Raw genomic sequence first — 21,448 nt, forward strand, 5'->3', positions numbered from 1 at the left:
GTTAGCTCGTGTGGCAGGCGGGGCAGCAGTAATAGCAGCCATTGGATTGCGCATAGGTCTCCTTGGCCTTTTTCACAGCGCCATGGCAGTTATCGTGATATCCCAGATCGAGCCGATTGGAGACGTTTGGCATATAGGGGCAATCGTCTGAGGCATTATGCACCTCATGGTCGCCATTGGACTGGGCTTGCTTGTTGACGATATAGCTGGGCATGATCGAGGCTCCTTTCCTCGCATTAATCTAGCGAGGCGGCGAAGGAACCTGCAGGCGGGGTTGGTCCGAAATGCTCCGGATCACCGCAAAATGGGTCCGATTCGGTGCTAAGCTGCGCGCGGCTTCTTGAGCGGGATGACCAGCCGTGCGTTCTCGAACCAGTCGTCAGTGAGCTCCGGAGCCGTGTCAGCATCTGCAGCAATTTGCCGCGCGATGTCGTCGTCTGTCACCGCGTCGAGCCGCGCCATATTTTCCGGCGTCGCCCATTTCCTGGCAAAGGCCAAGGCCTCATCGCGGGAGACTTGCTCGGTATCTTTTGACTTCGCGGTCATTGGCTTTCCGGAAACTGACGATGCGGCGGTTGGTGCCGCGCCATGTATAGACTACCACAAAGACGCGGTCGCCCAAAGCCGCGATAGGGCCTGTCGCAATGAAGCGTGGCTCGCCATAATCCTGCCGGCTGTCCTGCTCCTCGATGAAAGGGCCATCGAAAAGCAGTGCCGCGAGCTGGAAGGGCAGGCCACGCTCATGGATATTGATATTGTTCTTCACCGGATCGAACTCGATCACCGGTGTGATTACTCCGCCGCGATCCCCGCCTGCTTGAACATGTCCTCGCTGTCGTCGACCACCGCGACCTCGTTGGCGGCGCTCTTCTTCTGGCGCTTGTCGAAGGCGCTCCATACGTCGTTCCAGTTGCCGCGGGTTGCGCCCTTGGAATATTCGGTCGCGCGGGTTTCGAAGAAATTGGCGTGCTCGACGCCGTTGAGCAGCGGGGCGAGCCAGGGCAGGGGGTGGTCCTCGATCATGTAGATCGCAGGGAGGCCCAGCTGGCTGAGACGCCAGTCGGCGATATAGCGGATATAGCGCTTGATCTCCTTGGCCGTCATGCCGCTGACCGGGCCCTGTTCGAATGCCAGGTCGATGAACGCATCTTCCAGCCGCACGGTCTTCTGGCAGCAGTCGATAATGTCCTCTTTCACTGCCTTGGTCAGGCAGCCGCGCTCGGCGCAGAAGGCGTGGAACAGGCGGATGATGCCTTCGCAGTGCAGGCTCTCGTCGCGCACCGACCAGCTGACGATCTGGCCCATGCCCTTCATCTTGTTGAAGCGCGGGAAGTTCATCAGCATCGCGAAGCTGGCGAACAGCTGCAGCCCTTCGGTAAAGCCGCCGAACATGGCGAGCGTGCGCGCGATGTCCTGATCGTTGTCGACGCCGAAGGTCGCGAGATAATCGTGCTTGGCCTTCATCTCCTCATATTCGAGGAACATGCCATATTCGCTTTCCGGCATGCCGATGGTGTCGAGCAGATGGCTGTAGGCGGCGATGTGCACGGTTTCCATGTTGCTGAACGCGGTCAGCATCATCTTGACCTCGGTCGGCTTGAACACGCGGCCATAATTTTCGTGATAGCAATTCTGCACCTCGACATCGGCCTGAGTGAAGAAGCGGAAGATCTGCGTCAGCAGGTTGCGCTCATGGTCGGACAGCTTCTGCGCCCAGTCGCGGCAATCCTCGCCGAGCGGCACCTCTTCGGGCATCCAGTGGATCTGCTGCTGGCGCTTCCAGAAATCATAGGCCCAAGGGTATTCGAACGGCTTGTACTGCGTGCGGGCTTCTAACAACGACATCGAGTTACTCCGAATTCCCCTCTCCCAGTGGGAGAGGGAGGGGCCCAGGCGCAGCCTGGGAGGGTGAGGGTGATGCGGTGGGGATCAGGCTGTCGCCCTCACCCTTCCGCGACTTCGTCGCTCCTTCCCTCTCCCTTGAGGGAGAGGGATATGGCGTTCACAACATATTCCGGGTCGGGCAGCACATCGCTGTTCCAGAACCGGATGACCCGGTAGCCCTGCGCTTCGATGAAGCGCGTCCGGGCCGCGTCATATTTTGCCCGCTGATCGTGCTGGCCGCCGTCCACTTCGATCACCAGCTTCTCCCGGAAGCTGAGGAAATCCGCGAAATACGGCCCGATCGGCACCTGTCTGCGAAACCGCGCAGCCGGGAAATTCTCGCGTAACGCCAGCCAAAGAGCGCGCTCTGCATCGGTGGCATCGTGGCGCAACTGGCGGGCGCGGGGGACAGTGCCGGAAGGCTGATTGCGATAGGTGCGCATGGCTGCCCGCCTTTCACCCTCACCCTTCCGCCGCTGCGCGGCTCCCTCCCTCTCCCGGTGGGAGAGGGAATTGCTCACTGGCAGGCCAGGCACTCGTCGTAATCCGTCGTTTCGCCGAGCTCGAACTTGGGCGCGTCGATGGTGTTGTCCGCCTCGACGCCGCCGGCAAAGCCCGCGCGCTGGACCGACTTGGAGCGCAGATAATAGAGCGACTTGATGCCCAGCTCCCATGCGCGGAAGTGCAGCATCAGCAGGTCCCATTTGTCGACGTCCGCCGGGATGAACAGGTTCAGCGACTGGGCCTGGTCAATGTACGGCGTGCGGTCGGCTGCCAGTTCGAGCAGCCAGCGCTGGTCGATCTCGAAGCTGGTCTTGAACGCGTCCTTTTCCTCCGCGCTCAGGAAGTCGAGATGCTGGACCGAGCCGCCGCGTTCGAGGATCGAGTTCCACACATTGGTCGAATCCTTCGACTTTTCGCGCAGCAGCTTTTCCAGATACGGGTTCTTGACCACGAAGCTGCCCGACAGCGTCTTGTGGGTGTAGATGTTCGCGGGGATCGGCTCGATGCACGCGCTGGTGCCGCCGCAGATGATGCTGATCGACGCGGTCGGCGCGATCGCCATCTTGCAGCTGAAGCGCTCCATCACGCCCTGATCGGCGGCGTCGGGGCAGGGGCCGCGTTCCTTGGCAAGCAGCATCGAGGCCTCGGACGCCTTGGCCGCGATATGCTTGAAGATCTTCATGTTCCACGACTTGGCGAGCGCCGATTCGAAGCCGAGGCCGCGTGCCTGGAGGAACGAGTGGAAGCCCATCACGCCCATGCCGACCGAACGCTCGCGCATCGCGCTGTAGCGGGCGCGCGCCATTTCGGGCGGGGCGCGGTCGATATAGTCCTGCAGCACATTGTCGAGGAAGCGCATCACGTCCTCGATGAAGCGCTTGTCGTCGTGCCACTGGTCCCAGGTCTCGATGTTGAGCGAGGACAGGCAGCACACGGCGGTGCGGTCGTTGCCCAGGTGATCGCGGCCCGTGGGCAGGGTGATCTCGCTGCACAGGTTCGAGGTCGAGACCTTGAGGCCGAGTTCGCGGTGATGCGCGGGCATCATGCGGTTCACGGTATCGTTGAACACGATATAGGGCTCGCCGGTGGCGAGGCGCGTTTCGACGAGCTTCTGGAACAGCGCGCGCGCATTCACCGTGCCGCGAACGCTGCCGTCCTTGGGGCTCTTCAGGTTGAACTCGGCACCGTCGCGCACCGCTTCCATGAACTCGTCGGTCAAAAGCACGCCATGGTGCAGGTTCAGCGCCTTGCGGTTGAAATCGCCCGAGGGCTTGCGGATTTCGAGGAACTCCTCGATCTCCGGATGCGAGACATCGAGATAACAGGCGGCCGAGCCACGGCGCAGCGAACCTTGCGAAATCGCGAGGGTCAGCGAATCCATCACGCGCACGAACGGAATGATGCCGCTGGTCTTGCCATTGAGGCCGACCGGCTCGCCGATGCCGCGCACATTGCCCCAATAGGTGCCGATGCCGCCGCCGCGCGAGGCGAGCCAGACATTCTCGTTCCAGGTGTTGACGATGCCCTCAAGGCTGTCATCGACGCTGTTGAGATAGCAGCTGATCGGCAGGCCCCGGCCCGTGCCGCCGTTCGACAGCACCGGCGTTGCGGGCATGAACCACAGCTTCGAAATATAATCATAGAGCCGCTGGGCGTGCTCCTGATCGTCGGCATAGGCATCGGCGACGCGCGCAAACAGGTCCTGATAGGATTCGCCGGGTAGCAGATAGCGGTCTTCCAGCGTCTCCTTGCCGAAATCGGTGAGCAGCGCATCGCGGCTCTTGTCGGTCACGACATGGAACCGGCGCGCGGCGACGGCCTTGCTGTCCAGAGCCTCTGCGGGCTTGGCGGCGGCAGCGGCTTCGGTGGCGGCCATGGCGATCAGCGCCATTTCCGCAGAATTGGTTTCGCCGGACGCGATTTTTGCGCCTGCGCTTGCGGCCGAATCCGTCTTTGCGGCTGCGTCGAGTACATCTGCTTCACCCATATCGTCTGCGCTACCCTTGCCCGTATCTCTGAAATCCATGGCGCCCCCGTAAGACCGTTGATGGGAAACTTTGTTCCGCAATTGTTCGACTCGGGGCGCAAGCGTCCCGTATAGCATCTTGTGGCCCGCGACGGGGGAAAACTTATCCCCAGTGATGCGTCGAAAAGGGGTAAAACGCCCTTGACGTGGAAGCCGATGTCTGCCCCCGCGCTTCGATTGAACCACTGGTATTGGTATGCCCCGTCCGCATGCCCCACTACCTATAGTGCCGTTTCCTGATTCCGGCGCAAGAGGGTAAATGGTTAATTAGGCCAACCGTTCGTCGCGCGTGGGATTCCACTCGTCGCTGATGCAACCGGACCGAGGCGGCGCGACGCGCGGAAAAAAGCCGGTCCGAAAAATCGCAAGAGGGCAAATGCGGCTTGCCCACAATTTCCTCTCCACAGGCTTGTGCACGGCAAATTTGGGGCTGTGCAAAAGACTGCGGAGCACATCTGGTGGCAAGGGGTGGATGCGTGGCGAGGCCTCCCGAGTTCCTCGCACGCGCTCCTGGCAAGGCCAGTGCTACGGCAGGGAGATCACCGTGTTTCACGCATCCGGGTGCAGATAATAAGCCGGTCAGGGCATTCTGGCAAATGGGCTGGGAACATGACAGATTCCCTTGTGCCCCGGCTTGCGATAGCGTCACGCCCACAATAGAGACGGTCGCAATTCATCCGCCAGCGCCTTGCAAGAGCGCGTCCAGCTTGGGGGAATGCCATGACCGTGACCATCAAAGCCGCCGACCTGATCGAGAGCGTCGCCGACGCGCTGCAGTTCATCAGCTATTACCACCCGATGGATTATATCCGCGCGCTCGGTAAGGCGTATGAGGCGGAGCAGTCGCCCGCGGCCAAGGACGCGATCGCGCAGATCCTCACCAACAGCCGCATGTGCGCCGAAGGGCATCGCCCGATCTGCCAGGATACCGGAATCGTCAACGTGTTCGTCAAATGGGGCATGGACTGCCGCCTCGACGACACGTCGCGCTCGCTGCAGGAGATTGTCGACGAGGGCGTGCGCCGCGCGTACCTCCACCCGGACAACAAGCTGCGTGCCTCGGTGCTCGCCGACCCCGCCTTCACCCGCCGCAACACCAAGGACAACACGCCCTGCGTGCTGCATGTCGAGATGGTGCCGGGCCATCACGTGCATGTCGATGTCGCGGCCAAGGGCGGCGGCAGCGAGAACAAGTCCAAGTTCAAGATGATGAACCCCAGCGACAATATCGTCGACTGGGTGCTCGAGATGATCCCGCAAATGGGTGCGGGCTGGTGTCCGCCGGGCATGCTCGGCATCGGCATCGGCGGCACGGCGGAGCACGCGGTGCTGCTCGCCAAGAAGGCGCTGATGGAGCCGTTCGACATGGGGCCGCTGAAGGAGCGCGGGGCGCAGAACGATCTGGAAGCGATGCGGATCGAGATTTTCGACAAGGTCAACGCGCTCGGCATCGGCGCGCAGGGGCTGGGGGGCTTGTCGACCATTCTCGACGTCAAGATCATGGATGCGCCCTGCCATGCCGCGGGCAAGCCGGTCGCGATGATCCCCAATTGCGCCGCGACGCGCCACGCGCATTTCAGCCTCGACGGGTCGGGCCCGGCCTATCTGGAGGCGCCGAAGCTCGACGAGTGGCCCGATGTCAACTGGACGCCCGACAAGGCGGCGATCCGTGTCGATCTGGATAATCTGACTCCGCAAGTCGTGCAGAGCTGGAAGCAGGGCGACCGGCTGCTGCTCAACGGCAAGATGCTCACCGGCCGCGATGCGGCGCACAAGCGCATCCAGGACATGCTCAGCCGTGGGGAGCAGCTGCCGGTCGAATTCCGCGGCCGCGTGATCTATTATGTCGGCCCGGTCGATCCGGTGGGCGAAGAGATTGTCGGCCCCGCCGGCCCCACCACCGCGACCCGCATGGACAAGTTCACCCGCATGATGCTGGAACAGGGCCTGCTCGCGATGGTCGGCAAGGCCGAGCGTGGCCCGGCGGCGGTCGATGCGATCCGCGACCACAAGAGCGCCTATCTGATGGCAGTGGGCGGCGCGGCCTATCTCGTCGCGCGCGCGATCAAGGGCAGCACGGTGGTGGGCTTCCACGATCTGGGGATGGAAGCGATCTACGAATTCGAGGTCAGCGATTTCCCGGTCACCGTCGCGGTGGACAGCGAAGGCAACAACGTCCACCAGCTCGCGCCGCTAGTGTGGCGCGAGAAGATCGCCAGGGAAGGGCTGTTGCAGGGGGCGTGAGCCCGGCGGATGTGCAGGCGTTGAACCGCCCAATGTCCGCTCAGCCTGAGCCTGTCGAAGGCCCCGCGCCGAAGCTTGCGTCTTAACTCTCGTCATTCCCGCAGCAGCGGGAATCCCGCTTTTGCGCGGAGCATGGAAGAAAGCGGGGCCCCCGCGTGCGCGGGGGTGACGAATTGATTTTTCGGTCGGTCTGTTTGGGGCCTTCGACAGGCTCAGGCTGAGCGGAGGTGTTTAGGCGACAAACACCTTGCCCTTAACCCACCGGCGCGCAGTTCAACCCCGGCGCCGCAGGCACCACCGGCACCACCATCGTCCGACCCGTGCCCGGATTGACGAAGGGCAGGTCCGCATCGGGATATTGTACCCGGCCCTTCAACGCATCGATCTCCGCCTGGCGGCGCTTCAGGTAGAAATCGCGCGCGGCCATATAGGGGTCGCCGCTCTGGTTGCGCAGCGCATTCAGCTGCTCGTCGATCTGGATGCGCCCCTGCAGCGCGCTCAGCCCGGCGGCGGGCAGGGTGAAATACGGGTCGTTAAACGGCGCGCCCGCGACCGTCGGCAGCAGCAGCCCGTCGATCGTGCCGCCGATCAGATCGCGCACCGTGGTCGGCCCGATCAGCGGCAGGAACAGATACGCGCCCGGCTCCACACCGTAATAGCCGAGCGTGTTGGCAAAGCCGTTGCGGCGATAGGGCAGCTTGAACGGATCGCGCTTGGCGATGTCGAACAGCCCGCCGATGCCGATGGTGCTGTTGATCGCGAACCGCCCCACGGTTTCTGCCGCCTTGCCGGGCTTCAACTGCAGCAGGAAGTTCAATGCCACGATCGGTTCAGTGAGGTTGCGCAGGAAATTGCGCAGGCCGTGCCGCACCGGCTTGGGCACCGCATCCTTATAGGCCATCGCCACTGGGCCGACGAGCGCTTCGTCGACGTCCTGCACCACCTCGAACGACTGGGCGTTCAGTTGCAGCATCGGATCGCCGGGCTGCGAATCGGGCCGCGCCGTGACGACGATGGCGCCGTCCTGCGCCGGAGCAGCAGGGGAGGCTGGCGTTTCGGTGGAAGCGGCGGCGAGCTGGTCGGTCGCCGGGCAAGGCGGCAGCGCGGCCGCCGGTGTGACCGGTTTGACCGGTGCCTCGATCGGCGCTGCGATGGGTGCCGGTTCCGCACCTCCCGCCTGAAGCGATGCAAGTGCCAGCGCAAAGGGCAGCGCGGCCAGACTCATCGCGCGATGCTCGATGCGGAAATTTGTAGCAAAAGGGTCATCCCGGCGTCGTCATCCTTGCGCAGTATTGCCCCAGTTGCTCGGGCTATGGCCAGTGTCGGGACAAGTCAATGTCCCGCGTGCCGATATACGGCTGCCCGCGCCCTGCCGTTGCGCCCGCCCGACCAAAAAGCCTGTTTCCAGATGTTCCTGCTATGGTCTAAAGCACGGACATGCTGCTGTCGCTCGCCATTCGTGACCTGGTGCTGATCGAGGCGCTCGATCTGGACTTCCATGCGGGCCTTGGCGTGCTCACCGGGGAAACCGGGGCGGGCAAGTCGATCCTGCTCGATGCGCTCGGCCTTGCCATGGGCGCGCGCGCCGATAGCGGCCTTGTGCGCCAGGGGGCGGAGCGCGCGCTGGTGATCGCGGGTTTCGACGTGGGCGATCATGCTGGCGTGGCCGCGCTGCTTGCCGACAACGACATCGCGCAGGAACCCGGCGAGCCGCTGCTGATCCGGCGGCAGGTGCGCGCCGATGGCGGCAGCCGCGCCTTCGTCAACGACCAGCCGGTGTCCGCCGCGCTGCTGCGCGATCTGGGCGCGATGCTGGTCGAGATCCATGGCCAGCATGACGATCGCGGGCTGATCAACCCCAAGGGCCATCGCGACCTGCTCGACAGCTTCGGGCGCTGCGATGTCGCGGGCGTCGCCGCGGCATGGCGCGAATGGCAGGCGGCGGAGCGCGCGTTCGTTGCGGCGAGCGAGGCGATCGAGAGCGCGATGCGCGACCGCGAACTGCTCGAGCATAATCTGGAGGAACTCGCCGCGTTCGGTCCGCAGTCGGGCGAGGAGGAGGAACTGGCGGGCGAGCGCGCCGCGATGCAGAAGGGCGAGCGGCTCTCGGGCGATCTCGCCGAGCTGTTCGAGACCTTCGAAGGATCGAAGGGCGCGCTGGCGCAGCTGCGCGGCGCGGCGCGCAAGCTCGGCCGGATCGCCGAGGAGCACCCGCTGCTCGATCAGGCGATGGAGGCGCTCGACCGCGCGATGATCGAGGCCGACGATGCCGAAGCCAAGCTGCGCGCGGCATCCGAGGCGCTGACCTATGACGCGGTCCGGCTCGACGAGCTCGAACGACGGCTGTTCGATCTGCGCGCGCTCGCCCGGAAGCACAATGTCGCCGGCGATCTGCTGCCCGATCTGCTGAAACGGATGCAGGCCGATTGGGCCGCGCTCGAATCGGGCGGGGCGAATGTCGCCGAATTGGACCGGGCTCGGCACAAGGCACGCGAAGCTTATGTCGCTGCGGCCGAAGCGCTCTCCGCCGCGCGCGCCAAGGCGGGCACCGCGCTCGATGCGGCGGTGATGGCGGAATTGAAACCCCTGAAGCTCGACGCCGCGCGCTTCCGCACCCTGGTCCAGCCGCTCGACGAGGCGCGCTGGGGGGCGAGCGGCATGGACCATGTCGAATTCCTCATCTCGACCAATCCAGGCAGCGATTTCGCGCCGCTGATGAAGATTGCGTCCGGAGGCGAGCTCTCGCGCTTCATCCTGGCATTGAAGGTCGCACTGGCCGAACAGGGCGGGGCGGCGACGATGATCTTCGACGAGATCGACCGCGGCGTCGGCGGCGCGGTCGCCTCGGCGATCGGCGAGCGGCTGGCGCGGCTGGCCAGGGGTACGCAGCTGCTGGTCGTCACCCACTCGCCCCAGGTCGCCGCGCGCGGCAGCCAGCACCTGCTGATCGCCAAGACCAGCGACGGCACCGTCGCGCGCACCGGCGTGCGCACGCTCGACGATGCCGGCCGCAAGGAGGAGATCGCGCGGATGCTCTCGGGCGCGGAAATCACCCCCGAAGCGCGCGCGCAGGCCGATCGGTTGCTGGAGGGGGTGTGATGCGCGGTGACGGGCAGTGTCGGCAATGGGCTTGATCGCCGACCCGCAAGAGATCACCCCCGGCTTCTGGCTGCTCGTCAGTCTGCTGTTGATCGCGCCGCTGGCGCTGATGCTGCTGGTGCCGCGCCGCTGGCTGTGGCGCGCAGGGCTGGGCTGGCTGCTGCTGCCCATCATCGCCATGGCCGCAGGTTTCGTTCTGCTGCTGGCCGTCGGCGCAGGCGACCCCTCGGCGACGCCGGGCAATGCGCTGCTTGCGGTCGGCTATATCGGCATCTTCACGATCATCCCCTGGGCGCTGGTTGCCTCGGTCGGGCTGGGACTTGGCCTGCTGGCGCGGCGGATTTTTCGAAGGGGCGACCCCCAAATAGCAGAAGCGGAACCGCGCACGGAGCCTGTTGAATCCCCGGGCCCGATGGCGGAGACAAACGTGGACGCCGCCAAGGCACCAAGCCATATGCCGCCTTATACCGGGATGACCACCGAGCAGTTGCATGACCATATCCGCGCCAAGGCGGGCGAACTTGGGCTTGGGGATCGGCTGCTGCCGCTGATCGGCTATCCCGACAATGGCGCGCCTTTTGCCTATGTCGATCATCGCGGTCTGCAACTGGGCTATTTCGAGCGCGGGCAGATGTTTGACAGCCGCATGACCCGTGATCTGGACGAGATGCTCTACTGGGTGTTCGACCATGTCACGTTCGATATGGCTTGCGAAACGGCACGCGAAGGGATGACGTATGCCAGCCAGATGGGCCCTCGCGTGCTTGAAGCGCAGGACGCGCTGCTGGCGCGGCTCCACCCGCAATGGCATGCACGATGGCGCACCGATCCCTATTGCCAGGCCAGCTATTACCGACGAGAGGCTCAGCCGTGACCGACCCCAAACCTACCGAGAGCCTCACCGAAGCCGAAGTCGCGATCGAACTGCAGCGGCTCGCCAAAAGAATCGCGCATCACAACCGGCTCTATCATGCCGAGGATTCGCCCGAGATTTCGGACGCGGACTATGACGCGCTGGTGCGGCGAAACAATGAGCTGGAAGCGGCCTTTCCGCACCTGATTCGCGCCGACAGTCCCAACCGGCAGGTGGGGGCGGCTGTCGAATCCTCGCCGCTTGCCAAGGTGCGGCACGAGCAGCGGATGATGAGCCTGGATAACGGCTTTTCGGACGAGGACATTGCCGAGTTCGTGGGCCGGGTGCGGCGCTATCTCGCGCTGCCCGAAGGCGAGGTGCTGGCCTTTACCGCCGAGGACAAGATCGACGGGCTGTCGCTCTCGCTGCGTTACGAGAATGGTGAGCTCGTGCGCGCGGCGACACGCGGCGATGGCGAGGTGGGCGAGGATGTCACCGCCAATGTGCGGACAATTGCGGATATTCCCGAACGACTTGCTGGCGATGCGGTCCCCGACATCCTCGAAATCCGCGGCGAAGTTTACATGTCCAAGGCGGACTTTGCCGCGCTCAATGCCGCGCAGGAGGCACGGGGCGAGAAGCTGTTTGCCAATCCGCGCAACGCCGCCGCCGGATCGCTCAGGCAGAAGGACGCGAAGGTCACCGCTGCCCGCCCCTTGCGCTTTCTGGCGCATGGCTGGGGCGTGGCGAGCGCGGTGCCCGGCGCGACGCAGCATGAGGGGATGCAGGCGATTGCCGCGATGGGCGTGCCGGTCTCGCCACTGCTGGTGCGGGTCGAGACATTGGAAGACCTGCTCGCCCATTATCGCGAGATCGAGCGGCGGCGTGCCGACCTGCCCTGTGATATCGATGGCGTCGTCTACAAGGTCGACCGGCTCGACTGGCAGGCGCGGCTGGGTTTCGTCGCCAAGGCCCCGCGCTGGGCGCTGGCGCACAAATTCCCGGCGGAACGCGCCGAGACGACCTTGCAGGCGATCGATATCCAGGTCGGACGGACCGGCAAGCTGACCCCGGTGGGCAGGCTGGTGCCGGTCACCGTCGGCGGCGTCGTCGTATCGAATGTGACGCTGCACAATCGCGACGAGATCGCCCGGCTGGGCGTGCGCCCCGGCGACCGGGTGAAGGTGCAGCGCGCGGGCGATGTCATCCCGCAGGTGGTCGAGAACCTGACCCGCAACGAGGTGCGCGAGCCCTATCAGTTCCCCGATCACTGTCCCGAATGCGGCAGCGAGGCGGTGGCTGAAGAGGGCGAGGTCGATGTCCGCTGCACCGGCGGGCTGATCTGCCCCGCGCAGCAGCGCGAGCGGTTGAAGCACTTCGTCAGCCGCGCCGCGCTCGACATCGACGGACTGGGCGAAAAGACGATTGCCGAGTTTCTCGACGCGGGCTTCATCAAGCTGCCCGGCGATATCTTCCGGCTAAAGGCGCAGCGCAGCGCGATTCTGGCGCGTGAGGGCTGGCAGGAAAAGTCGGTTGATAATCTGCTCGCCAGCATCGAGGCGCGGCGCGGCGCGGACCCTGGCCGCTTCCTGTTCGCGCTGGGCATCCGGCATGTCGGGGCGGTGACCGCGAAGGATCTGGTCAAGGCGTTCGGCAGCGCCGAGGGGGTGGGCGCGATCGGCCGCAGGCTGGCAGAGGGCAGCATCGAGGCGACCGCCGAGGTCACCGCGATCGATGGCATCGGACCCGCCGTCGCCGAGGCGCTGGGCGATTTCTTCCACGAACCGCACAATGCGCAAGTCTTCGACGATCTGATCGCCGAGGTCCGCCCCGCCGCGTTCGTCTCCACCGCGCGCGAGACCGAGTGGAGCGGCAAGACCATCGTCTTCACCGGCAAGCTGGAAACGATGAGCCGCGACGAGGCCAAGGCGCAGGCCGAACGGCTGGGGGCCAAGGCGGCGGGATCGGTCTCGGCCAAGACCGATCTGGTCGTCGCCGGACCGGGCGCGGGCTCGAAGCTGAAGAAGGCGGCGGAACTCGGCGTGCGCGTGGTCGACGAGGCCGAATGGGCGGCGATCATGGCTTCGGTGTGAAGTTCCAGGTCCTTCCAGCGTCGTCGCGCTAAAAAAGTTCGGCCGCTGTCGAATCCGCCCATCGCCGTTCGTCATGGGGCAGAACGCGCATCGGGCCGTTCGGACAAGGAGACATGATGATGCAGTATATGCTGATGATCCACGAGGACGAGAGCGTCTATGAAGGTCCTGAGGGCGAGAAGCTGCTGGCCGAGACGCTCGCCGCGCATATGGCGCTGGGCGAGGCGCTGGTCGCTGCCGGGGTCAGCTATTCGGGCGAACGGCTCAAGCCTGCCTCGACCGCCACGACCATCCGCTGGAACATGGGCGAGCACCAGATTCACGACGGGGCCTTTTCGGAAAGCCATGAGGAGCTCGGCGGCTTCTACATCATCGATGTCGCCAATCTCGACGAGGCGCTGGCTTGGGCCAAGCGCATCCCGATCCCCAGGGGCGCGCTCGAAATCCGCCCGATCTGGCCGATGAGCGGCCCCGACGCATGAGCCAGGGCGGGCTGGGCGCGGCGATCATCGCGGCCCGGCCCGCTGTCGTGGCGGCGCTCGCGGCGCGATTCCGCGATCTCGACCTGGCCGAGGATGGCTTTGCCGATGCGGCCGAGCTTGCCATGCGCCATTTCGCCGATGCGCCGCCGCCCTGCAATCTCGGCGGCTGGCTGCATGTCGCGGGCAAGCGCCGGATCATCGACCGGCTGCGGCGCGAGGCGCGGCTGGCCGAGCTCATCGCGGAGCAGCCCGAGCAAGCGGAGGGCGAGGACATGGCTGTCGTCCAGCTTTTCGACGAGCAGATTCCTGACGAGCGGCTGCGGCTGATCTTCATCTGCTGCCACCCCGCGATCGCGCCCGAGGCGCGCGCGGCGCTGACGCTGCGCGTGGTCTGCGGCGTGCCGACCGAGCGGATCGCGGCAGCGTTCCTGATGGCTGTGCCCGCCATGGCCCAGCGGCTCACGCGCGCCAAGGCGAAGATCCGCGAGGCGGGCGTGCCGTTCGAAACCCCGCCGCCGCATCTCTGGGACGCGCGGCTGCAATCGGTGCTGGCGACGCTCGAGATTGGCTATGCGCTGGCATTTCAGGACGCTGCGGGCAGCGAGCCGACCGCCGATCTGGGGCCCGAGGTGCTGCGGCTCACCGACATGCTCGCCGAACTGCTGCCCGATGACCCCGAGGTGCTGGGGTTGGCCGCTTTGGTGCAATTCGCCGAGGCGCGGCGCGCGGCGCGGGTGGATGGTGATGGCCGGATGATCCCGCTGAGCGAACAGGATTGCACTCTCTGGGACGACCGGTTGATCGGCTCGGCGGCGAGGCTGATGCGAAGCGCTGCGGCGATCGGGCGCAGCGGGCCGTACCAGCTGATGGCCGCGATCCACCTCACCCATGCGCGGCGCAAGGCCGAGGCTCGGACCGACTGGGCGGCGATCCTCAAGCTTTACGATCTGCTCAGCCTGCTGCGACCCGGACCGGTGACCGCGATCAACCGCGCCGTCGCGCTGTCGAAAGTCGAGGGGGCCGAGGCAGGGCTCATTGCACTCGAGATGCTGGGCGGCGACAAGCTCGCGGGTTATCGCCCCTGGCACGCGGCGCGCGCGCATCTGCTTGCGCGGAGGGGCGACCCCGAAGGCGCAGCAGCGGCCTATCGCAGGGCGCTCGCGCTCAATCCGGCGCGGGCGGAGCGATTGTTTCTGGAGGCGAAACTTCGGGAAACCAGCGCATGACATGGTGTTCCGCCGGGGTCCAGGCGCCGATCCGCACGCCGATGGCGCGAAGATGGTCGCCGGTCCAGGCGTTGCAGCTATGAATGAGCGAATATCGCCCGGTTGCTGCGTAGAACACATCGTCGCCGCCATAGCCGGGGATGGGTTTGAGCGGGCCGCGCTCGGGAAAGGCGATGTCCTGCATCAATCGGTCGGCAAGTCTGCGATAGGCGGCATGGCTGATCACCAGCCTGCGGGCATAGCGGCCCTCTTGCGGGCGGTTCATGTGATAGACGTGGATCAGCGTAGCGTCGCTGCCGATCGCTGCACGCGCCATCGTCATGGGGTCGAGTTGTCGCCAGTCCGGTGTGTTCAGATAGAAATCGCGCTCGCCCCAGCCGATCGCGACGTGATCGGTCGCGCCGGTGGCGTGATAGCGGCTGTCGCCAAGGTCGGTCGGCGGGAAGATGCGGTGCCAGTCGATCCCCTCGGCGCGGGCGGGCAGGATGAAGCCGGTGTGGAAGCCGTTGGTCTCGACATAGATGGTCACGCCGTTGTCGGGCGCGCGCCAGTCGGTGTTGGTGCCCCACAGGCCGCCGATCTCGCCCGCGGCAAAGACGAGGCCCAGGAGCAGGGCCAGCCAGGCGAACAGGGTGCGGGCGAGTTTCATTGCACCCCGTCATTCCCGCGAACGCGGGAATCCCGCTTGCGCTCAACCCTGGAGAAGAAGCGGGACCCCCGCTTGCGCGGGGGTGACGGAGTGGGGCAAAAGAAAGAGGATGCGAGCCCCGCCTTCCGGCTTTCGCCGGAGAACGGCCTTGGCTCCAGGGGGCTGTAAGTCAGGCTCCGCCGGACTTGCACAGCCGCAATACCGTCCAGTCGCCGAGGTCCAGTCGCCCTTCCAGTGCAAAGCCCTGTTCGCGATAGGCGTCCGCCACCGCTTCCGCCTGAGTGCAGAGCAGGCCGGACAGCACCGCATGGCCCCCGGGCGCGGTGACCGTCGCGACATCGGGAGCGAGATCGATCAGCGGTCCGGCAAGGATATTGGCGATCACCAGATCATAAGGCGCGCGGGCCTGAAGCTGCGTATCCTCCAGCCCCTCGGCAATCACCATGGCCAGTGCGCCGGGCTGGTCGCCGATCGCAAGGCCGTTGGTCGCTGCATTATGTTCGACCGCAGGCCCGCAGACCGGGTCGATATCGCTCGCGATCGCGCGCGCCTCGGGCCACAGGTGCATCGCGGCAAAAGCGAGCAACCCCGTGCCCGTGCCTATATCGATATGGTTGGTGACACGCAGCCCGGCGGCCTGCATCGAATCGAGCATCATCAGGCAGCCGCGCGTGGTGTTGTGGTGCCCGGTGCCGAAGGCGAGGCTCGCGGGAATCTCGAAACTGCGCACGCCCGGTTCGTCGGACGCAGGCATTTCGGGCGTATGGACATGAAAGCGCCCGGCGCGGATCGGCGCGAGCCCGGTCTGGCTCAGCGTCACCCAGTCCTCGTCGGGCAGCAATTCCGCGCTCAGTGCCACGCCCGCCGCGCTGGGGACGAGGCCGCGCAGCGTCTCGATCCACTCAGCCTGGGGTTCATCGGTGAAATAGGCATGCAGCGCCCAGCTGCCGGGCAGCTGCGGATCGGCATAGGCATCGACCTCGCTCGCCACCAGGCTTGGGCTGCCGAAGGTACTGTCGTCGAGCGTCATGTCCTCGGTCACGGCCTGCGCCTCGGCGAGCGTGCAGGGGATGGTGACTTTCCAGTTGTCCAATGCGGGGGTCCTCGTGCCTCGGGTTTGCTGGGGCCATAAAGCGATGCCGGGATGTTGGCCAGTGCTTGCCCCACTTATCCCATCCGTCACCCTGAACTTGTTTCAGGGTCCATTTCGCCGGATTGGGCCTTGGTGTGCGGGGCACGATGGATCCTGAAACAAGTTCAGGATGACGAACCTCTCGACCACCCCCTAGCGCACGTAGCTCGCTCCGTTCACGTCGAGCACGGCGCCGGTCATTGAGGGCGGCGCGTCGATGGCGCAGAAGCTGGCCATGGTGGCGACCTCGTCGGGCATGGCGACGCGGCCCAGCGGGATGTCGGCGAGCAGCTTGTCGCCGCCGCGGCTCGCCAGATAATCTTCCGCCATGCCGGTCATGGTGAAACCGGGGCAGATGGCAAAGGCATAGATGCCATGGCCCGCATAGGCGCGCGCGATCGATTTGGTCATCGCCACCATGCCGCCCTTGGACGCGGCATAATGCCAGTGCGCCGGGCTGTCGCCGCGATAGGCGGCGCGGCTGGCGATGTTGACGATGCGCCCCTCATTGGCGTGGTCGAGAAAATGCTGCACGGCAAAGCGGCACAGTTGCGCGCTCGCGGTGAGGTTGATCGTCATCGTCTCGTCCCAGGCGGCGAGCCATTCGGCATCGCCCCGTTCGATCGGATTGGCGACAAAGATGCCGGCATTGTTGATCAGCACGTCGATGCGGCCGTCGAGAAGATCGATCGCTTCCTGCCAGAGCAGGTCGGGCCCGCGAAAATCGCCGAAATCGGCCGCGACCACGTCCCATTCTGGCGCATCGGGGCTGTCATCGGGGAAAGGACGGCTCGCATGGCCGACCACCCGATGGCCGGCTTCGTGGAGCAGGTCGGCAATCGCGCGGCCGATGCCGCGGCTGGAGCCGGTGACGAGAATATTCTGTTCGACGCTGATCATGCGCGTCAGCATATCGCCGCGCTGCGGTGCGGTCCATCGCTGCAACGCGATTTGGCGGCGTCAGGCGCTCTTGGCCAAGCCGATCTCGACCGCGAAGCGATCCGATCGGTTGCGCAGTTCGACCAGCTGGTTCTGCAGATGGCTGAACCCGGCACCGACCTTGTCCATCTCGCTCGCCAGGCTTTCGGTGTCGATGCGGATCGTGCCGATGGTGTTCGACATCGAATCGGCCGCAAGCGCAGTCTCGTCGACCGCAGCGGTGATGATCGTCACGGTCTGCGCCTGGATTTCCATCGCCTCGCGGATGCGGTCGGCGCTCGACTGCACCTCGCTGACCGTGGCGCGCACCGAATCGTTCGAGGCGACCGTGTCGCGCGTGGCCTGCTGGATCGCGGTGATCTTGTGCGCAATATCGTCGGTCGCGCGCGCGGTCTGATTGGCGAGGCTTTTCACCTCCTGCGCGACCACGGCAAAGCCGCGTCCGGCATCGCCCGCGCGCGCCGCCTCGATCGTGGCGTTCAGTGCGAGCAGGTTCGTCTGTCCCGCAATGTCGCGGATCAGGCTGAGGATCGATTCGATCGATTCGGCATGGGTCGAGAGCGTCTGCGTGCTGGCCACGGCGTGACCCGCTTCGCGCGAGGCGCGTTCGGCGACATCGGCCGCGACCTCGACCTCGCTGCGGGCTTCCTCGATCGCACGGATCAGGCCGGCAGCCGTCTGCGCCGCCTCGCGCATGGCGATGGCGGATTGTTCGGCGGCGGCGGCGACCTCGGACGAGCGGCCCAGCATCTGGCGTGCGGCTTCGGATGCGTTGACGACCTGATTCTTCAGGCCGCTGCCCAGATGCGATGCCTGTTGCAACTCGCCATCAACCGTCTGCTTGAAGCTGGCGGTCTGCGCGATCCGCACCTTCTGGGCGTCCTGCTGGGTCATGGTGTTGATGGCAAACGCCATGATCTCGGCCTCGATCACCATGACCTGGGCCGTGGCGCGCGCCAACTGCTGATACCGATCCACGTCATTGGGAAGCTTCTCGCGCATCTTGCTCACGGCAAAGTCGTGCGTGTGCGCATTGGCAGCCAGCAGCTGCCACATCGGGACTCCCAGTTTCTGGGCGAACAGGGCGTGGCTGAAGGCCATTTCCACCCAGAGTTGACCATCGAGATTGGCCATTTTCTCGTGGGTGTAGCGTCGGCTGGCCTCGATATTCTGATGCTTCAGCTTCTCGATGTCATCGGTCTTGCTGGCGAGCTCGGCAATAGAACTGAAATGATCCCAGAAGCACTGGGCAATGGCGTCCTGGTCCTGCTTCAGCAGTTCCAGCGCCTGGCGCGCGAGGCGAGGCAGGTCGCCGGCAGCGTCAAAGGCCGCCAGCCTGCGACTGATCGAAAGCTCGTGAGCCACGGACTGGTAAAGTGCCTTGATACTGGCACTACCCTTCGTGTCCTTGCTGTGGTCTGCCATGCCGTCCTCTTGCCAAGCTGGATGATTGAGCAATCGGCATATGCGCACATGGTTAACGCCGGGTTATTGCTGCGCCCGCTCGAGCTGCATTGCTGCGCAGGCCGATGCCGGGCCTGCAATGGAGCGCGCACAATCAGCAATTGCATCATGTGGGCAATCGGCTAAACAGGCGCGGGACGCAAATTCGCTTATGAACACGAACGTTTAAACGGGGGAGACCATGGCAAAACCATCGGGCAGGCCGCTGTCGCCGCACCTTTCCATCTGGCGTTGGGGCCCGGCCATGCTGGTCTCGATCCTCCATCGCGCAACGGGCGACGGCATGGCCGTGATCGGCGGGATTCTGCTCATCGGCTGGCTGATGGCGCTTGCCAGCGGACCCGAGGCCTATGCCTGGTATGTCGGCTGGGCCACCAGCCCCATCGGCTATCTGCTGATGGTCGGCCTGTCCTGGGCCTTCTTCCAGCACATGCTCTCGGGCCTCCGCCATTTTGTGCTCGATATCGGCGCGGGCTATGAGGTTGACAACAACAACCGCTGGTCGGCGCTGCTGCCGGTGCTGTCGATCGTGCTGACGGCGTTTTTGTGGGCGATCATCTTTTTCGCCTGATCTTTTGAATTATCTGTGCGGCGTGGCGGGCTATGGGGCCTGCGCGCAAGGAGTCGACCATGGGAAGTGGCACCAGAATTGGCAAGGTTCGCGGGCTGGGGTCCGCCAAAACGGGAACGCATCACTGGGTGATGGCGCGGGTCACCGCGGTCAGCAATCTCATCCTGATGCTGTGGTTCATCGCCTCGCTGGTCAGCCTGCCTGCGCTCGATCATGCGACGGTCACCGCCTGGCTCTCTGCGCCGCTGCCCGCGACCGCGATGATCCTGCTGATCGTCACCGTTTTCTATCACCTGCGCCTGGGCCTGCAGGTCATCGTCGAGGACTATGTGCATGACCATGGCACCAAGTTCGGCGTGATCCTGCTGCTCAACTTCTACGCCGTTGCCGGGGCCGCCCTCGGCATTTTCGCCGTTGCGCGCATTGCATTTGCCGGAGCTGCCAGCTGATGACCGAAGCCTATAAGATCATCGACCATGTGTACGACACGGTTGTCGTCGGCGCGGGCGGATCGGGCCTGCGCGCCACCATGGGCAGCGCCGAAGCGGGGCTGAAGACCGCGTGCATCACCAAGGTGTTCCCGACCCGCAGCCATACCGTGGCGGCGCAGGGCGGCATTGCGGCAAGCCTGGGCAACAATTCGCCCGACCACTGGTCGTGGCACATGTACGATACCGTCAAGGGATCGGACTGGCTCGGCGACCAGGATGCGATCGAATATATGGTGCGCGAGGCACCCGCTGCCGTCTACGAGCTCGAGCATGCCGGTGTGCCGTTCAGCCGCAACGACAATGGTACCATCTATCAGCGTCCGTTCGGCGGGCACATGCAGAACATGGGCGAAGGCCCGCCGGTGCAGCGCACCTGCGCCGCCGCCGACCGCACCGGTCATGCCATGCTGCACGCGCTGTACCAGCAGTCGCTGAAGTACGATTCGGATTTCTTCATCGAATATTTCGCCATCGACCTGATCATGGAAGACGGCGTATGCCGGGGCGTGATCGCGCTGTGCATGGAGGATGGCTCCATCCACCGCTTCCGCAGCCATGCCGTGGTGCTGGCGACGGGCGGATCGGGCCGCTGCTATTTCTCGGCGACCTCGGCGCACACCTGCACGGGTGACGGCGGCGCGATGGTGCTGCGCGCAGGGCTTCCGCTGCAGGACATGGAATTCGTGCAGTTCCACCCGACCGGCATCTATGGCGCGGGCGTGCTGATCACCGAAGGCGCGCGCGGCGAGGGCGGTTACCTGACCAATTCCGAAGGCGAGCGCTTCATGGAGCGCTATGCGCCGTCCGCCAAGGACCTGGCGAGCCGCGACGTCGTCAGCCGCTCGATGGCCGCCGAAATCCGCGAAGGCCGCGGCGTCGGCAAGGAAAACGACCATATCTACCTGCATCTCGACCATATCGACGAGAAGGTGCTGGCCGAACGCCTACCGGGCATTACCGAGACGGGCAAGATCTTCGCGGGCGTCGATCTGACGCGCCAGCCGCTGCCGGTGGTGCCGACCGTGCACTACAATATGGGCGGCATTCCCTGCAATTATCACGGCCAGGTCGTCACCATCAAGGACGGCAACCCGGACACCGTGGTCCCCGGCCTTTACGCCGTGGGCGAGGCTGCCTGCGTCTCGGTGCATGGCGCCAACCGTCTGGGCTCGAACTCGCTGATCGACCTCGTGGTGTTCGGCCGCGCGACCGGACATCACCTGCGCGACACGATCAAGCCCGGCAGCCCGCACAAGGCGCTGCCCAAGGATGCGGCGGACCTGGCGCTGTCGCGTCTCGACCATTTCCGCAACGCCAAGGGCGGATCCCCCACTGCGCAGATTCGCATGGAGATGCAGAAGACGATGCAGAAGCATGCGGCCGTGTTCCGCGATACCCAGCTGCTGTCCGAAGGCACGGCGCTGATGCAGACCGTCAACAAGCGGATGGAGGACGTCCACGTCACCGACCGCTCGCTGATCTGGAACACCGACCTGATCGAGACGCTCGAGCTCGACAACCTGCTCAGCCAGGCCGTGTGCACCATCGAAAGCGCTGCCAACCGCAAGGAAAGCCGCGGCGCGCACATGCACGAGGATTATCCCGAGCGCGACGATGCGAACTTCATGAAGCACACCGTCAGCTGGTTCGAAGGCTGGGGCGGCAAGGGCGGCAAGGTGACGCTCGATTACCGCCCGGTCCACGAATACACGCTCAGCGACGAGGTCGAGTATATCAAGCCCAAGAAGCGGGTGTATTGATCGGCTGGATGGCCATCTGGCGATGACATTG

General features: G+C 65.0%; 20 protein-coding genes. 9 read left to right on the top strand and 11 right to left on the bottom strand.

Annotation, left to right across the window (positions count from 1 at the left end):
* Window position 1 precedes the first annotated feature (1 nt).
* The 6 genes from OPU69_RS05395 to OPU69_RS05420 all read right to left on the bottom strand — a co-directional run bounded on the left by OPU69_RS05395 (window position 2) and on the right by OPU69_RS05420 (window position 4,414).
* Window positions 2–214 (bottom strand): hypothetical protein, encoded by a 213-nt coding sequence (locus tag OPU69_RS05395; RefSeq protein WP_060978128.1) that lies wholly within the window; start codon window positions 212–214, stop codon window positions 2–4.
* 107 nt (window positions 215–321) lie between these two features.
* A complete protein-coding gene (locus OPU69_RS05400) occupies window positions 322–462 on the bottom strand; it encodes a hypothetical protein (RefSeq protein ID WP_498509625.1) in 141 nt (46 codons plus the stop codon).
* A gap of 40 nt (window positions 463–502) precedes the next feature.
* Complete coding sequence (locus OPU69_RS05405) at window positions 503–784, bottom strand: BrnT family toxin (RefSeq protein ID WP_081097004.1); 282 nt, start codon at window positions 782–784, stop codon at window positions 503–505.
* Window positions 785–792: 8 nt separating this feature from the next.
* Window positions 793–1,845 (bottom strand): ribonucleotide-diphosphate reductase subunit beta, encoded by a 1,053-nt coding sequence (locus OPU69_RS05410; protein WP_110299961.1) that lies wholly within the window; start codon window positions 1,843–1,845, stop codon window positions 793–795.
* A 98-nt stretch (window positions 1,846–1,943) separates the two neighbouring features.
* Window positions 1,944–2,327, bottom strand: a complete 384-nt coding sequence (locus tag OPU69_RS05415) for an endonuclease domain-containing protein (protein ID WP_498509628.1) — start codon at window positions 2,325–2,327, stop codon at window positions 1,944–1,946.
* A gap of 74 nt (window positions 2,328–2,401) precedes the next feature.
* The gene (locus OPU69_RS05420; RefSeq protein WP_498509630.1) at window positions 2,402–4,414 is read right to left on the bottom strand and encodes a ribonucleoside-diphosphate reductase subunit alpha; all 2,013 of its coding nucleotides are present in this window, start codon (window positions 4,412–4,414) and stop codon (window positions 2,402–2,404) included.
* 720 nt (window positions 4,415–5,134) lie between these two features.
* Between OPU69_RS05420 and OPU69_RS05425 the strand changes: the two genes are divergently transcribed.
* Window positions 5,135–6,658, top strand: coding sequence for a fumarate hydratase (locus OPU69_RS05425; RefSeq protein WP_498509632.1), 1,524 nt, complete (start codon window positions 5,135–5,137; stop codon window positions 6,656–6,658).
* Between the two features lie 253 nt (window positions 6,659–6,911).
* Here OPU69_RS05425 and OPU69_RS05430 read toward each other — a convergent pair whose 3' ends face one another.
* On the bottom strand, window positions 6,912–7,883 hold the full coding sequence (locus OPU69_RS05430) for an MlaA family lipoprotein (protein WP_498509634.1): 972 nt from the start codon (window positions 7,881–7,883) through the stop codon (window positions 6,912–6,914).
* A gap of 212 nt (window positions 7,884–8,095) precedes the next feature.
* On the opposite strand from OPU69_RS05430, the gene recN reads away from it, so the two are divergent.
* From recN to OPU69_RS05455, 5 genes are all read left to right on the top strand, one after another.
* A complete protein-coding gene (gene recN / locus OPU69_RS05435) occupies window positions 8,096–9,757 on the top strand; it encodes a DNA repair protein RecN (RefSeq protein WP_498509636.1) in 1,662 nt (553 codons plus the stop codon).
* 25 nt (window positions 9,758–9,782) lie between these two features.
* Window positions 9,783–10,631: an Imm63 family immunity protein gene (locus tag OPU69_RS05440; protein ID WP_498509638.1), complete on the top strand. Its 849-nt coding sequence runs from the start codon at window positions 9,783–9,785 to the stop codon at window positions 10,629–10,631.
* A complete protein-coding gene (ligA, locus tag OPU69_RS05445) occupies window positions 10,574–12,703 on the top strand; it encodes an NAD-dependent DNA ligase LigA (protein ID WP_498509640.1) in 2,130 nt (709 codons plus the stop codon). Before OPU69_RS05440 ends, ligA begins: the two co-directional genes overlap by 58 nt.
* Window positions 12,704–12,816: 113 nt before the next feature.
* A complete protein-coding gene (locus OPU69_RS05450; RefSeq protein ID WP_498509642.1) occupies window positions 12,817–13,185 on the top strand; it encodes a YciI family protein in 369 nt (122 codons plus the stop codon).
* Window positions 13,182–14,411, top strand: coding sequence for an RNA polymerase sigma factor (locus OPU69_RS05455; protein ID WP_498509644.1), 1,230 nt, complete (start codon window positions 13,182–13,184; stop codon window positions 14,409–14,411). The genes OPU69_RS05450 and OPU69_RS05455 overlap by 4 nt, the downstream gene beginning before the upstream one ends.
* Here OPU69_RS05455 and OPU69_RS05460 read toward each other — a convergent pair.
* The 4 genes from OPU69_RS05460 to OPU69_RS05475 form a co-directional block, all read right to left on the bottom strand.
* Window positions 14,350–15,060: a TIGR02117 family protein gene (locus OPU69_RS05460; protein ID WP_082730661.1), complete on the bottom strand. Its 711-nt coding sequence runs from the start codon at window positions 15,058–15,060 to the stop codon at window positions 14,350–14,352. The genes OPU69_RS05455 and OPU69_RS05460 overlap by 62 nt on opposite strands.
* Before the next feature lie 169 nt (window positions 15,061–15,229).
* Window positions 15,230–16,153 (bottom strand): 50S ribosomal protein L11 methyltransferase, encoded by a 924-nt coding sequence (locus OPU69_RS05465; RefSeq protein ID WP_060978137.1) that lies wholly within the window; start codon window positions 16,151–16,153, stop codon window positions 15,230–15,232.
* 192 nt (window positions 16,154–16,345) lie between these two features.
* Window positions 16,346–17,092 carry an SDR family NAD(P)-dependent oxidoreductase gene (locus OPU69_RS05470; RefSeq protein ID WP_060978156.1) on the bottom strand — a complete coding sequence of 249 codons (747 nt, stop codon included), beginning with the start codon at window positions 17,090–17,092 and terminating at the stop codon, window positions 16,346–16,348.
* A 60-nt stretch (window positions 17,093–17,152) separates the two neighbouring features.
* Window positions 17,153–18,556, bottom strand: a complete 1,404-nt coding sequence (locus tag OPU69_RS05475) for a methyl-accepting chemotaxis protein (protein ID WP_060978138.1) — start codon at window positions 18,554–18,556, stop codon at window positions 17,153–17,155.
* Between the two features lie 220 nt (window positions 18,557–18,776).
* Here OPU69_RS05475 and sdhC point away from each other — a divergent pair, with 220 nt between their 5' ends.
* Genes sdhC through sdhA form a run of 3 tightly spaced genes read left to right on the top strand, consistent with a single transcriptional unit; the run spans window position 18,777 to window position 21,417 of the window.
* Entirely contained in the window at window positions 18,777–19,166 is a 390-nt protein-coding gene (sdhC, locus tag OPU69_RS05480; protein ID WP_060978139.1) for a succinate dehydrogenase, cytochrome b556 subunit, read from the top strand.
* A gap of 59 nt (window positions 19,167–19,225) precedes the next feature.
* A complete protein-coding gene (gene sdhD, locus OPU69_RS05485) occupies window positions 19,226–19,615 on the top strand; it encodes a succinate dehydrogenase, hydrophobic membrane anchor protein (RefSeq protein WP_060978157.1) in 390 nt (129 codons plus the stop codon).
* Window positions 19,615–21,417, top strand: a complete 1,803-nt coding sequence (sdhA, locus tag OPU69_RS05490) for a succinate dehydrogenase flavoprotein subunit (protein WP_060978140.1) — start codon at window positions 19,615–19,617, stop codon at window positions 21,415–21,417. The genes sdhD and sdhA overlap by 1 nt, the downstream gene beginning before the upstream one ends.
* The last annotated feature ends 31 nt before the right edge of the window (window positions 21,418–21,448 follow it).

It is taken from the genome of Blastomonas sp. 34TW (assembly GCF_059803595.1).

Bases quoted from the DNA above. Each gene is read 5' to 3' on its own strand.
- OPU69_RS05420 (WP_498509630.1), bottom strand. From the start codon at position 4,414: ATGGATTTCAGAGATACGGGCAAGGGTAGCGCAGACGATATGGGTGAA.
- sdhA (WP_060978140.1), top strand. From the start codon at position 19,615: ATGACCGAAGCCTATAAGATCATCGACCATGTGTACGACACGGTTGTC.
- OPU69_RS05425 (WP_498509632.1), top strand. From the start codon at position 5,135: ATGACCGTGACCATCAAAGCCGCCGACCTGATCGAGAGCGTCGCCGAC.
- OPU69_RS05475 (WP_060978138.1), bottom strand. From the start codon at position 18,556: ATGGCAGACCACAGCAAGGACACGAAGGGTAGTGCCAGTATCAAGGCA.
- sdhD (WP_060978157.1), top strand. From the start codon at position 19,226: ATGGGAAGTGGCACCAGAATTGGCAAGGTTCGCGGGCTGGGGTCCGCC.
- OPU69_RS05395 (WP_060978128.1), bottom strand. From the start codon at position 214: ATGCCCAGCTATATCGTCAACAAGCAAGCCCAGTCCAATGGCGACCAT.
- OPU69_RS05440 (WP_498509638.1), top strand. From the start codon at position 9,783: ATGGGCTTGATCGCCGACCCGCAAGAGATCACCCCCGGCTTCTGGCTG.
- OPU69_RS05450 (WP_498509642.1), top strand. From the start codon at position 12,817: ATGATGATGCAGTATATGCTGATGATCCACGAGGACGAGAGCGTCTAT.
- OPU69_RS05410 (WP_110299961.1), bottom strand. From the start codon at position 1,845: ATGTCGTTGTTAGAAGCCCGCACGCAGTACAAGCCGTTCGAATACCCT.
- sdhC (WP_060978139.1), top strand. From the start codon at position 18,777: ATGGCAAAACCATCGGGCAGGCCGCTGTCGCCGCACCTTTCCATCTGG.
- OPU69_RS05430 (WP_498509634.1), bottom strand. From the start codon at position 7,883: ATGAGTCTGGCCGCGCTGCCCTTTGCGCTGGCACTTGCATCGCTTCAG.
- OPU69_RS05470 (WP_060978156.1), bottom strand. From the start codon at position 17,092: ATGATCAGCGTCGAACAGAATATTCTCGTCACCGGCTCCAGCCGCGGC.
- OPU69_RS05400 (WP_498509625.1), bottom strand. From the start codon at position 462: ATGGCGCGGCTCGACGCGGTGACAGACGACGACATCGCGCGGCAAATT.
- OPU69_RS05455 (WP_498509644.1), top strand. From the start codon at position 13,182: ATGAGCCAGGGCGGGCTGGGCGCGGCGATCATCGCGGCCCGGCCCGCT.
- OPU69_RS05460 (WP_082730661.1), bottom strand. From the start codon at position 15,060: ATGAAACTCGCCCGCACCCTGTTCGCCTGGCTGGCCCTGCTCCTGGGC.
- OPU69_RS05415 (WP_498509628.1), bottom strand. From the start codon at position 2,327: ATGCGCACCTATCGCAATCAGCCTTCCGGCACTGTCCCCCGCGCCCGC.
- recN (WP_498509636.1), top strand. From the start codon at position 8,096: ATGCTGCTGTCGCTCGCCATTCGTGACCTGGTGCTGATCGAGGCGCTC.
- ligA (WP_498509640.1), top strand. From the start codon at position 10,574: ATGGCGCACCGATCCCTATTGCCAGGCCAGCTATTACCGACGAGAGGC.